The following is a 12,000-nucleotide window of genomic DNA, read 5'->3' as shown; positions in this document are numbered from 1 at the left end:
GAGGAATGCAGCCCTTTATCAATTGGTGCCGAAGAAAAGACTCGAACTTTCACGGGGGAACCCCCACTAGACCCTGAACCTAGCGCGTCTACCAATTCCGCCACTTCGGCAGTGACAACGGGCATGAATATGCTTGATCGCGGGATTTTTGTAAACACTTTTTTCCATTTCGATATCAAAAAAAGATGTCTTGAGCGTTAACCCAATGAAAATATATAAAAACATAGAAGATATACGTGCGCCTTTTTCCCATGCATGTGTGACCATAGGTAACTTTGACGGCGTACATCTTGGTCATCAGCAGCTTTTTGCCCAGGTTGCCTATCAGGCGCATCAGCAGAAAGGAACCAGTGTAGCCATCACCTTCGATCCCCATCCGCTGCAGATTTTGAAATCCGGCGGTATAAAGCTGATCTCCACCTGTGAGCAGAAAATCGAATTAGTGGATATGGCAGGAATCGATGTGATGGTCATCGTTCCCTTTACCCAAGAGTTTGCCGCCACTACTGCTGAATACTTCGTCGATGAAATATTGCTGAAACGGATCGGCATGAAGGAGCTGGTAGTCGGCTACGATTATGCTTTTGGCAAAGGGCGGACCGGCAATATTTCCTTTTTGCAACAACAGGGCAAAGAGAAGGGGTTTTCAGTGGCAGTTGTTGATGCCTATTATACTCAAGGGACCCTGGTCAGCTCTACGCATATCCGTCAGCTGTTGGCTGCCGGTGAAATGGCTGAAGCGAGAAGATTGCTCGGGCGCTGTTACCAGATACGTGGCGAGGTGCAGCTTGGCAAACAGCGGGGAGGCAAGGAGATCGGTTTTCCTACCGCGAACCTGAAATTTGCCGATGAAGATCTGGTGCCCAGGCACGGAGTCTATGTTTCACAGGTTATTTGTGACGGAAAATGTTATGGTGGAGTCATTAATATTGGCTGCAATCCTACCTTTGGTGAGCAGGCCCTGGTCGCTGAGACGCATATCTTTGACTTCAATCAGGATATATATGGCAAGCCGATCAAGGTCAATCTATTGGAGTTCCTCCGCAACGAGCGAAGATTTGACAATATCAACGAGCTGGCTGCCCAGATTGGCAGGGATGTCGCCAGTGCCCGAAAGATCCTGTCAGAGCAGAGCAAGGAATTGGCCATTTCCTGTGAAGATAAATTTAATAGCTGACCCTGGATCGGCCAAAAGTCGGGAGAACTCGTTTTATTGTTGCATGTCCGACGAAGGTGCCTATAGTGTAGACCGCTTTTAGTACCGCGCCCAAGTTGTGTTGAATGCGTCAAAAGTTTAGGGTCGCCCGGTAACTGCATACAAATAAAAAACAGGCGCAGGCCTCCCATCTCTGATGGATCCGGTCTTGTGGTCCCCACACTCTTTATATATGGAAGGTATGTCATGACGGAGCAATTGAAGGAAGATCTGGATAAGGTAATCGAAGAGCTGAAGAAGAAGGTTAACGAGCTTCCTGATTCGGTGATGGCTCACCATCATCTTGGGTTAGTGTATATGAAGGCGGGTCGGATAGAGGAAGCGATCGCGTCGCTTAATCGGACTATCGAGATTGATCCATTAAATAGCGACAGCATGATCAATCTCGGTGCTATCTACTTTGGTCAGGGCGACCTGGAAAAAGCACTGGAGCTCAATACCAGAGCTGTTAAGGTTCACCCCGAGTCGGCCCAGGCCTACGCCAATCTTGGCCTTATCTATCAGCAGAATAATGAGCTGGAGAAGGCAATAGAAAACTATGAGCGGGCTTTGCAGTATAATCCCAAGCTGGTGACGGCGTGGTTGAACCTTACCTCGGTACTTACCATGAAAGGTGAGGATGACCGGGCAGTCACAGCGGCTAGGAAAGGACTGGAGATCGAACCCGACTCTCCTCTTGGTCACAATAATCTTGCTGTCGCCCTCTATTTTAAGCAGCAGTTTGCAGAAGCCTACAAGCATATGCAAAAGGCCAAGGAGCTTGGGTATTCAGTGGATCCGAATTTCAGCGCGCGTCTTAAGGAACATCTGGGCTGAAGCAACACCTGAATCCACTTACCTGACGGTTTTACATGAGTAAGAGAAAAATCACCAATCCGCCGTGGTGCCCGTTCTGTGGCCATAAAGTAGGTCGTCCCGGCAATGCAGCCCAACGGAAACTCAATGAGTTCCCTGTAGGGCAATGCCAGTGCGGTGCGGTCTACACCTGCGATGCCACCGGCCACAATGTCGGGGCTGCCATGGTCGAGGCACTGGTTCAAGCCTGTAACAACAACTGGGATTTTGCCTGGGAACTGTTACCCGAGGATGATTACCTCACCGGGCGGATCGAGAACTACGATGAGCAGACCCACGAGGTTTATGAGAAGGGCAATATCGATGGTCGCTATGTGCGAGGCGTACTGTATTTTGTTCGTCTCCATACCGAAATAGCTGACATCGCTGCCCGTTTTGAGGAAAAGCAGGCTGCCAGAGAGATATCGGCAAACGATGCCGCAGAGGAACTCAAGCATGCAAAGCGGGCTGAGGTTGAGCCTGCTCCGGATAAAAATCGCAAGCGACTGAGGGCAGACAAGAAGCTTGTCCGGGAACTTGTCGACAGATCCGATGTGGATACCCTCGTTGCCCTCTGTTTTGATGACCGCAAGACGCTCAGGCTTATGCAGCGTCTTCTTTATGATCCTGTTGATGAGCAGCGCTGGCACGTTGGCTGGTTGATGGGGCAGGTCTGTGCCCGGGTTGCAACCAGAGAGCCCGGGCAGGTCTCCGAGCTTCTCCACCGGCTCTTTGAAGCATGTAATGACTCCGCTGCTACCCACTGGGGAATGGTGGAGACCCTGGGCAGTGTCATTGCAGCCCGGCCCGACATCTTCGGGGCCTTTACCCGCTATCTCTTAAATTTTATCAGCCAGGATACGACACGGGTGCAGGTCATCTGGGCTCTTGGCGAGATTGCCGAGACTCGTCCGGATCTTATCCGGGATACCCCGTTTTTTAATTTGTTTCATTTTCTGCAGCATCCTGACGCGGCGGTGCGCGGCCATGTGGCCCGATTACTCGGTCGATTGGGCGCCAGTGAGGCGACAATGCAGATTATGGCCTTAAGTGACGATGACCGGGAGCTGGTCATCTGGGAGAAGGGCAGCATGGTAACCACAACAGTGGCCAAAGAGGCGGCTAAAGCTCTTGCAGCAATCCAGGAAGGAGTGAACACGAAGAAATGAGTACCACAATCCAGAATATGAAAGATATCGGCCCAATGGCCGGAGGCGACAGGGCGAAGAATGAGAGCGACCCGGTCAAGGCTGACTATGAAGAGGGCAAGCGCTTTTTGAATAACGGCAATTTGGCACAGGCAGCAGTCTCTTTCCATAATGCTCTGCTCGGATATGAAGAGCGCGGCGATAAGACCGGTTTAGCTAATGCCAGCAACCAGCTTGGCCATGTATGTATGGCCAAAGAGGACTATGTCGGCGCCGAAAACCATTATCGTCGATCACTGCAGCTGTGTGAAGAGTTTGGTGATGCAATGAGCCTTTTCACGCTTTCCAAGCGGTTTGTCGAGGTGTATCGCGGCCAGAAGAGTTATGATAAGGCCATAGAGGCCTGTTTGGATCTTCTTGATACCTACCAGAAGAATAACGATCCGCGTGGTACGGTGGAGTTGCTTGAAAATATGGCCGAAATATATGTTGAAGCAGGCACGGTCGATAAGGCAGCTGACACCTACCGGACTATTGCGAAAATACATCGTAATTACAAACACAACAGTATCGCCGATTCATTTGACGAGAAAGCGCGAGAAATAGCAGCAGGTGCCTGAGGGCGCCGTGACGGTCGGATGATATGTTCACAGGAATAATACAGGGCACTGGAAAACTCTTGGCCAAGCGTACCGCAGGTGGCGGCTTGGTGTTTGATATTGAGGCGGATTTTGTTATCGATGATCCCTCTGAAGGTGAATCCATCGCCTGTAGTGGAGTTTGTCTTACCGCATACAATATTCAGGGGCGGAGATTTTCTGCCGACGTCTCGCCGGAGACGCTGTCCCGGACAAAGCTTGGTCGATTGGTCGTTGGTGATACGGTGAATTTAGAGAGGGCGCTCAAGCTTTCTGACCGGCTGGGAGGACACCTTGTTTCCGGGCACGTTGACTGCCTTGCCGAGGTGAGAAGTCGTGAACCGCTTGGTGACTATACAATTTTCAACTTTGCTGTTCCTGGCGAACAGTCGCGCTATATCATTGAGAAGGGGTCGATCACCATTGACGGCATCAGTCTCACGGTTAACAGTTGCGCACCTGGTGTCTTTTCTGTATCTATAATCCCGCACAGTCTCAAGGTTACTACGCTTGGTCAATTGAAACCAGGTCATGCAGTAAATATCGAGGTCGATGTGATAGGCAAATATATTGAGAGCCTGCTGCTGGCTGGTGGACCGCTGCCGAGAGCGACTCAGAAACATTCCATTACGGAAGGGTTTCTGGCGGAACACGGGTTTCTGTAGATGATGCCGGGTCTGTGTGGCGTAAAAAAATAATATTTATCCCTAATAACTGAGTGGATGCTATGGCAATTAGTCCTATTGAAGATGTAATTGAAGATATCAAGGCTGGAAAGATGATCATTCTGGTCGACGATGAAGACCGTGAAAACGAAGGTGATCTTTGTATGGCCGCTGAGGCGTGCACTGCCGAACATATAAATTTCATGGCCAAGTATGGTCGTGGGCTGATCTGTCTCACCTTGAGCCCCGATATCGTCGATCAGTTGGAACTGCCGATGATGGTGACCAACAACAGGTCACCGTATGGTACTGGCTTTACAGTAAGTATTGAGGCTAGGACAGGTGTTGCCACGGGTATATCTGCAGCAGATCGGGCGCGAACCGTTCAGGCGGCTGTGGCGCCTGATGCCACAGCCCGTGATCTGATCAGCCCTGGACATATCTTTCCGCTTCGGGCCAAAAAGGGTGGTGTTCTTGTGCGGACCGGACAGACCGAGGGGTCTGTCGATCTTGCCCGACTGGCCGGGATGCGGACTGCCGGAGTTATCTGTGAAATAATGAACGAAGACGGCACGATGTCTCGGATGCCTGATCTGGATAAATTCGCCAAGGAACATGACCTTAAGATAGCCACAATTGCCGATCTGGTGGCCTATCGCCTCAAGCAAGATATTCTCGTACGTCGCCAGGTGGAGGCGAGGATCCCTACCGAGCATGCCGGCGAATTTCACGCCATAGTCTATACGAATGATGTTGATGAGCTTGAGCATCTGGCCTTGGTGAAAGGCGATATCTCCAAGCAGGAGAAGGTGCTGGTACGGGTTCACTCAGAATGTTTGACCGGCGACGTTTTCGGCTCGTCGCGATGTGATTGTGGGCTGCAGCTGAGCGCGGCGATGAGAATGATTGACCAGGAAGGTGCAGGTGTAATCCTCTATATGCGCCAAGAAGGCAGGGGGATTGGGCTTGTCAATAAATTGAAGGCTTATAACCTGCAGGACGAAGGTCTGGATACCGTTGAAGCGAATATCCGGCTTGGATTCAAGGTTGATCTGAGGGATTATGGCATCGGCGCTCAGATTCTCCGCGATCTTGGAATCACTAAGATGGCGCTGTTGACCAATAATCCGAAAAAGATTGTTGGTCTTGAGGCCTATGGTCTTGAGGTGGTAGCCCGTTATCCGATAGAAATTCCTGCCGGTGAAGAGAACAAGGAATATCTGGTCTGCAAGCGTGATCGTATGGGCCATCTTATTGAGGTTGATGAATAGAACAACAGGCACCATAAAAAGTATCCTGTATGATGCACCTATATTTTAGTTAAATGGCTGAGGAAAAAGAACATGGTTAATTATATTGAAGGTAAACTGAACGCAGACGGCAAGAAGTTTGGCATCGTCGTTGCCCGTTTTAATTCGTTTGTCGCCGAACGGCTCCTTGAGGGCGCAATTGATACCCTGGTTCGTTCCGGCGCGCTGCCAAGCGATATCGACGTGGTCCGGGTTCCAGGAGCATTTGAGATTCCGCTGGCCGCCAAGAAGATGGCCGGTACCCAGAAGTATGACGCGCTCATTTGTCTTGGAGCGGTGATCCGTGGTGCAACTCCTCATTTCGATGTAGTGGTCAATGAGGCTTCCAAAGGTGTGGCTCATGTGATGCTTGAGAGCGGTCTGCCGGTACTCTTTGGGGTACTCACCACCGAGTCCATTGAACAGGCTATTGAGCGGAGCGGCACCAAGGCCGGGAACAAGGGGGCAGAGGTTGCTGTTGCGGCAATCGAAATGGCGAACCTCGTTACTGAGCTGAACTAATTCGTTGTTGAGTGGATAAGCAAGCCTGAAGGCTTGCTTTTTCTTTGCTGACCAGGAAGTAGGGTTGGGGTCTGTATCGACGCTGCAGCTCTCATCCTGGTCTCGTCTTTTATCAGGATGTTGATATTTATGGGAGTCCGTCGTAAATCCCGTGAGGCCGCTTTGCAATTCCTCTTTCAAGAGGATTTTAAGATTGAAGGTGGTCATACCGAGGAAAATTTGCCAGAAAGGTTTGATGTTTTCTGCACATTGTATCAGGTGCACCGGAAATCCAGACCGTACGCCCAGGAGCTGCTTGAGGGCATGGTCCGCTCCCGTGAAGAGGTGGATAAGCTTATCGGCGAATGCGCCAGCAATTGGCGTCTTTCCAGAATTGCGGCCACTGACAGGAATATCCTGCGACTGGCGGTATATGAAATGATTTCCGAAAATGACGTTCCGGATCAGGTCGCTATCAATGAAGCTGTTGAAATTGCCAAACGTTTTGCCGGTGACGATTCACCCTCCTTCATTAATGGAGTGCTCGATGCTGTAAGGAAATCCCTTCGTCCCTAGTACCGGTTCCGGTAATTTTGGGCTGGTCTTGCAATTCCCCTGTATTCCGGGTACTCCTTACAAGGTTGAAATGAAGCCTTGTACACTCACGTATTTTCAGGAGCGATCTGTAGGTTATGACGCAGAAAACAGAAGCGACGCGACCCGGTTTCAAGCAGGAGTCCGCCGCGGTTCTCGGGATATTTGTTTCTCTCTTTCTCTTTTTGAGTCTTCTCTCTGCCACACTGCAAACCCCTGGCAACTGGTGCGGTGAAATAGGGCATCTCATAGCTCAGGTATTGATCGGTTTTGTTGGTTGGGGAGCCTATCTGCTCGCGGTGCTGACGCTCGCGATGTCCTTTTTGTTTTTCAGCCCACGCATGTCTTTTGAGCGCTTGCCTCAGGTCACTCTGGGGCTGACCGGCGCTGTAATTTCTTTTTGCGGATTGTTATCGGCTCTGGCAATACGAGACCCCGAGTATGTTGAACTTGGCGGTTTTCTCGGGAGATCATTTTTCACTGTTACCAGATCGCTGGCGGGTAATGGTGGAACGCTGCTAGTTCTTGGCTTGATTTTTCTGATATCTCTGATGCTGTCAGTGCAGTTTTCGCCTTACCAGCTGATGGGGCTGATCGGCAGGATGGTAAAGGGGTGTGGGCGCTTCCTGGTCGAAGGGTTTACGAGAAAGAAGAGTGGCCAGGTTGAAGCAGTGGTTCGAAAAGAACAGCTGCGCGCGGAAAAAGAGGTGAGGCCGACTGTCGAATCACCTGTGCTTGCATCTCGACCTGTACCGGTAGTTAAGGAACTGCCGAAAAAAAACCTGGGTGAGGAGGCCGATGAAAAGTTTGCCGCTACCCCGCTTGCCCGTGGAGACTGGAAACTGCCGCCGCTTTCACTGCTTACCCGAAATGAACAGGTTCATGAGCAAGTGGAAAAAGAGGTTTATTACAAGATTTCTAAACAGCTCGAACAGAAATTAAAAAATTTTGGGGTCTCTGGCAATGTGGTTGGGATTTCCCCCGGTCCAGTGGTTACCACCTATGAATTTTCACCCGCTCCAGGGGTTAAAATCAATAAGATCGCGGGATTGGCCGATGACCTGGCGTTGGGATTGAAAGCCAGGTCGGTGCGCGTTGTTGGTTCTATCCCGGGAAAGGCGGCGCTTGGCATAGAAATTCCGAATGAAATACGACAAATCGTCTATATTCGCGACCTGCTTTCCGCTGAACTGTACCGCAATAACTCGTCAAAACTGACCATTGCACTCGGTCTTGATGTGGTCGGCAATCTGGCCATGGGTAATCTCGCAAAGATGCCACATCTGCTTATTGCTGGCGCAACAGGCGCAGGAAAAAGTGTGGGGATTAATACTATTATTGCATCAATCCTCTACAACGCCACACCTGATGAAGTGCGTTTTCTGATGATCGATCCCAAACGGATCGAGCTGTCCGGCTACGAGGGGATTCCTCATCTTCTTCATCCGGTTGTGGTCGATCCAAAGCTTGCTTCCCGTGCTCTTAACTGGGCGGTACGAGAGATGGAGCGTCGTTACCGTGTGCTGGAAGAGGCGAAGGTCAAGAGTTTTGATTCCTACAACGAGACCACTGAAGAGAAATTGCCATATATCGTCATCATTGTCGATGAGCTGGCTGACCTCATGATGGTTGCCTCAAAGGATGTAGAAGCTGCTATTGCACGGCTGGCGCAGATGGCAAGGGCCGCTGGCATTCATCTCATTCTTGCCACCCAGCGACCTTCGGTCGATGTGTTGACCGGTCTTATTAAGGCCAACTTTCCGACTCGTATTTCCTTTAAAGTCTCATCGAAGATCGATTCACGGACTATTCTCGATACCGGCGGAGCCGAGCATCTGCTAGGTTCCGGCGATATGCTCTATCTCGCCCCGGGGAGCTCCGACCTCCAGCGAATTCACGGAGCATATATCAGTGAGAAAGAGACCGCTGGCATTGTTGATTTCCTCAAAAAACAGGGTGAGTCGAGTTACGACGATTCGATCATCGAGGAGATCGAGAAAGAAGGAACTGGTGAGGAAGGTAACGACAGCAGCGACTATGATGAACGCTATGACGAAGCGGTGCAGTTTGTTACCGAGTCTGGCCAGGCCTCAATATCGGCTGTGCAACGTCGGTTGAGGGTTGGGTACAACAGGGCAGCGAGAATGATTGAGACCATGGAAAAAGAAGGAATTGTCGGGCCGGCAGATGGCGCTAAACCGCGGGAAGTTCTTGTTCGCGGAGGCTATTGACCAGCCCAGACCCATTTGGTTAATTCTCTTGACAATTATCTGGCAACAAATTATAAGAATAAGTCTTGTGATAAATGAGGAGTCATTCATTAATTTATTTCAGATTTTACGTGATGTTATAACTATCAGTTCCAATTGATTATCTGGTGATTCAAGCAGTAAACACAAGTTGTCGGGTAATTGGTTTTTTGTAAGTTTTTTGCAGTACAAGCGTATAGGTTTAGGTGGCCGCGAATAATCGGGGTCACAACAGTTAAAACAAACTGAGGAGGTAGTTTAATGCCAAGTTATGTAGATCCTTCCAAGTGTGATGGCTGCAAGGGTGGAGACAAAACCGCATGCATGTACATCTGTCCGAACGACCTGATGGTTCTCGAGAAAAGCGAGATGAAGGCCTACAATCAGGAGCCGGATGCATGCTGGGAGTGCTACTCCTGTGTTAAGATTTGCCCACAGGGTGCGATTTTTGTTCGTGGTTATGACGACTTCGTTCCGATGGGTGGTCAGGTTCATCCGATGCGTAGTGCCGATTCCATTATGTGGACCGTAAAGTTCCGTAATGGCGCTATCAAGCGTTTTAAATTCCCGGTACGTACCACCGCTGAGGGTGCTGCAAATGGTTATGTTGGCCAGACCGGCGCTAACCTTGACGACGAATGCCTGCTTCTCGAAAGCAATCTTCCTACCCCCAATAAGTAATCGGGCACTACGGAATTCTGATTCGTTAAACAAATCTTACATATATTAGGAGATTTAGATATGGCATTACCGAATAAACCAAAAGGTGAGTTAGTTGCCGTGGTGAATCCTGAGGTTGTAGAGCATGATGTAGATGTTCTCATCGTCGGCGGTGGTATGGCTGCTTGTGGAGCTGCTTTCGAGATCAAGAAGTGGGCTCCTGCTGATATGAAAATCATGCTCGTAGACAAAGCTTCCCTCGAGCGTTCTGGTGCTGTTGCCCAGGGTCTTTCCGCTATCAACACCTACATCGGTGAGAATCCGATTGAGAGCTACGTCAAGATGGTTCGTAACGACCTGATGGGCGTTGTTCGTGAGGACCTTATCTACGATTGTGGTCGTCACGTAGATGAGTCTGTTAAGCTGTTCGAAGAGTGGGGCCTGCCTATCTGGAAGAAAGATGCAGACGGCGAGAACCTTGACGGTGCTAAGCCTGCTCCGACCCTTCGTGAAGGTGGCCAGCCGGTTCGTACCGGTAAATGGCAGATCATGATCAACGGTGAGTCCTACAAGTGTATCGTTGCTGAGCCTGCTGCTACCGCTCTCGGTTCTGAGAACATCCTTGAGCGTGTTTTCATCGTAAAAATGCTCCTTGATAAGAACAAGCCGAACCAGGTTGCTGGTGCTGTTGGTTTCTCCACCCGTGAGAACAAAGTTCACGTTTTCCGTTGCAAAGCTGCTCTGGTTGCTTGTGGTGGTGCTGTTAACATTTTCCGTCCGCGTTCTACTGGTGAGGGCAAAGGCCGCGCCTGGTACCCGGTATGGAATGCTGGTTCCACCTACACCATGTGTGCTCAGGTTGGTGCTACCCTGACCATGATGGAAAACCGTTTCACCCCGGCTCGTTTCAAAGATGGTTACGGTCCTGTTGGTGCTTGGTTCCTGCTGTTCAAAGCTAAAGTTGCTAACGGCCTGGGCGAGTTCTATGCTAACGGCGATGCAGCTAAAGAAGAGCTCAAGAAATTCATGCCTTACGGCGCTTCTCCGGTCACCCCGACCTGTCTGCGTAACCACCTGATGATCAACGAGCTGAAAGAGGGTCGTGGTCCTATCTATATGGCTACCGACGTTGCTCTGAATGCATTCCTTGATGATCGTCGTGCTGCTGGTATGGACGAGAAGAACCTCAAGAAGTTCTGGAAACACCTTGAGTCTGAGGCATGGGAAGACTTCCTTGACATGTCCGTTGGTCAGGCTGGCCTGTGGGCTGGTATGAACATCGAGCCTGAGAAAGTAGGTTCCGAGATTATGCCGACCGAACCCTACATGCTCGGTTCTCACTCCGGTTGTTGCGGTATCTGGACCTCTGGCCCGAACGAAGATTGGGTACCTGATGTACAGAATGAGTCCCGTTCTCATAAGTACAAGTGGGGCTACAACCGTATGACAACTGTTGACGGTCTCTTCACCGCTGGCGACGGCGTTGGCGCTTCCGGTCATAAGTTCTCTTCCGGTTCGCATGCTGAGGGTCGTATCGCTGCCAAGCAGATGGTTAAATTCTGCCGTGACAACGATTTCAAACCGGAACTCAAGCAGACCGCACAGGAACTTGCTGACGAGATTTACGCACCGGTTAAGCGTTACATGGAGTTCAAAGACGCTTCTACCGCTTCTGACGTAAACCCGAACTACTGCAAGCCTGCTGGTATGATGATGCGTCTCATGAAGGCTACCGATGAGTACGGTGGTGGTGTTGCTACCTACTACATGACCTCCGGTAAGCTTCTGAACATCTGCCTTGATCTCCTCAGACTGCTTCGCGAAGATGCAGAACTGATGGGTGCTGGCGATCTCCATGAGCTGATGAGAGCATGGGAAAACTACCATCGTATCTGGTGTGTTGAGACCCATATCCGTCACATCGAGTTCCGTAAAGAATCCCGTTACCCGGGCTTCTACTACAGATCTGACTTCCCAACCTGTGATGACGAAAACTGGAAGTGTTTCGTTAACTCTACTTTCAATCCTGAGACCAAGGAGTGGAAGTGTGAGAAGGTTGAGGTAATCAACATCATTCCGACCGAGCCTTGGCTGTAATGAGGCAAGAGCTTCAGTCTTGATATGATGTAGTGAAAATCTCCAGGAATCTTTATGATTCCTGGAGATTTTTTGTTATCAGCGCTTGTTTGGCTTATGCAGGAGAAAG

The 12,000-nt window shown here is 50.2% G+C and carries 11 protein-coding genes and 1 tRNA gene; 11 read left to right on the top strand and 1 reads right to left on the bottom strand.

The window, feature by feature from the left end; genetic code table 11:
• Positions 1-23: 23 nt before the first annotated feature.
• Positions 24-110: transfer RNA gene (locus BUF15_RS04895), tRNA-Leu, on the bottom strand.
• A gap of 95 nt (positions 111-205) precedes the next feature.
• On the opposite strand from BUF15_RS04895, the gene BUF15_RS04890 reads away from it, so the two are divergent.
• From BUF15_RS04890 to aprA, 11 genes are all read left to right on the top strand, one after another.
• On the top strand, positions 206-1,177 hold the full coding sequence (locus BUF15_RS04890; protein ID WP_073612323.1) for a bifunctional riboflavin kinase/FAD synthetase: 972 nt from the start codon (positions 206-208) through the stop codon (positions 1,175-1,177).
• Between the two features lie 225 nt (positions 1,178-1,402).
• The gene (locus tag BUF15_RS04885) at positions 1,403-2,032 is read left to right on the top strand and encodes a tetratricopeptide repeat protein (RefSeq protein WP_073612322.1); all 630 of its coding nucleotides are present in this window, start codon (positions 1,403-1,405) and stop codon (positions 2,030-2,032) included.
• Positions 2,033-2,067: 35 nt separating this feature from the next.
• Complete coding sequence (locus BUF15_RS04880; protein ID WP_073612321.1) at positions 2,068-3,219, top strand: DVU0298 family protein; 1,152 nt, start codon at positions 2,068-2,070, stop codon at positions 3,217-3,219.
• Positions 3,216-3,818, top strand: a complete 603-nt coding sequence (locus BUF15_RS04875) for a tetratricopeptide repeat protein (protein ID WP_084553486.1) — start codon at positions 3,216-3,218, stop codon at positions 3,816-3,818. The genes BUF15_RS04880 and BUF15_RS04875 overlap by 4 nt, the downstream gene beginning before the upstream one ends.
• A gap of 23 nt (positions 3,819-3,841) precedes the next feature.
• The gene (locus tag BUF15_RS04870; protein WP_073612320.1) at positions 3,842-4,501 is read left to right on the top strand and encodes a riboflavin synthase; all 660 of its coding nucleotides are present in this window, start codon (positions 3,842-3,844) and stop codon (positions 4,499-4,501) included.
• 62 nt (positions 4,502-4,563) lie between these two features.
• Complete coding sequence (locus BUF15_RS04865) at positions 4,564-5,772, top strand: bifunctional 3,4-dihydroxy-2-butanone-4-phosphate synthase/GTP cyclohydrolase II (RefSeq protein ID WP_073612319.1); 1,209 nt, start codon at positions 4,564-4,566, stop codon at positions 5,770-5,772.
• Positions 5,773-5,844: 72 nt separating this feature from the next.
• A complete protein-coding gene (ribH, locus tag BUF15_RS04860) occupies positions 5,845-6,312 on the top strand; it encodes a 6,7-dimethyl-8-ribityllumazine synthase (protein WP_073612318.1) in 468 nt (155 codons plus the stop codon).
• A gap of 129 nt (positions 6,313-6,441) precedes the next feature.
• The gene (nusB, locus tag BUF15_RS04855) at positions 6,442-6,867 is read left to right on the top strand and encodes a transcription antitermination factor NusB (protein ID WP_073612317.1); all 426 of its coding nucleotides are present in this window, start codon (positions 6,442-6,444) and stop codon (positions 6,865-6,867) included.
• Between the two features lie 116 nt (positions 6,868-6,983).
• Entirely contained in the window at positions 6,984-9,116 is a 2,133-nt protein-coding gene (locus tag BUF15_RS04850) for an FtsK/SpoIIIE family DNA translocase (protein WP_073612316.1), read from the top strand.
• A gap of 279 nt (positions 9,117-9,395) precedes the next feature.
• Complete coding sequence (aprB, locus tag BUF15_RS04845; protein ID WP_073612315.1) at positions 9,396-9,815, top strand: adenylyl-sulfate reductase subunit beta; 420 nt, start codon at positions 9,396-9,398, stop codon at positions 9,813-9,815.
• Between the two features lie 60 nt (positions 9,816-9,875).
• The gene (gene aprA, locus BUF15_RS04840; RefSeq protein ID WP_073612314.1) at positions 9,876-11,891 is read left to right on the top strand and encodes an adenylyl-sulfate reductase subunit alpha; all 2,016 of its coding nucleotides are present in this window, start codon (positions 9,876-9,878) and stop codon (positions 11,889-11,891) included.
• Positions 11,892-12,000 lie beyond the last annotated feature (109 nt).

Source organism: Desulfopila aestuarii DSM 18488, from assembly GCF_900143695.1.
Lineage (GTDB): Bacteria > Desulfobacterota > Desulfobulbia > Desulfobulbales > Desulfocapsaceae > Desulfopila > Desulfopila aestuarii.
This window is presented reverse-complemented; position numbering and strand designations above follow the sequence as displayed.

Coding starts and splice junctions, on each gene's coding strand:
- aprB (WP_073612315.1), top strand. CDS start 9,396: ATGCCAAGTTATGTAGATCCTTCCAAGTGTGATGGCTGCAAGGGTGGA.
- BUF15_RS04875 (WP_084553486.1), top strand. CDS start 3,216: ATGAGTACCACAATCCAGAATATGAAAGATATCGGCCCAATGGCCGGA.
- nusB (WP_073612317.1), top strand. CDS start 6,442: ATGGGAGTCCGTCGTAAATCCCGTGAGGCCGCTTTGCAATTCCTCTTT.
- BUF15_RS04885 (WP_073612322.1), top strand. CDS start 1,403: ATGACGGAGCAATTGAAGGAAGATCTGGATAAGGTAATCGAAGAGCTG.
- ribH (WP_073612318.1), top strand. CDS start 5,845: ATGGTTAATTATATTGAAGGTAAACTGAACGCAGACGGCAAGAAGTTT.
- BUF15_RS04850 (WP_073612316.1), top strand. CDS start 6,984: ATGACGCAGAAAACAGAAGCGACGCGACCCGGTTTCAAGCAGGAGTCC.
- BUF15_RS04880 (WP_073612321.1), top strand. CDS start 2,068: ATGAGTAAGAGAAAAATCACCAATCCGCCGTGGTGCCCGTTCTGTGGC.
- BUF15_RS04890 (WP_073612323.1), top strand. CDS start 206: ATGAAAATATATAAAAACATAGAAGATATACGTGCGCCTTTTTCCCAT.
- BUF15_RS04870 (WP_073612320.1), top strand. CDS start 3,842: ATGTTCACAGGAATAATACAGGGCACTGGAAAACTCTTGGCCAAGCGT.
- aprA (WP_073612314.1), top strand. CDS start 9,876: ATGGCATTACCGAATAAACCAAAAGGTGAGTTAGTTGCCGTGGTGAAT.
- BUF15_RS04865 (WP_073612319.1), top strand. CDS start 4,564: ATGGCAATTAGTCCTATTGAAGATGTAATTGAAGATATCAAGGCTGGA.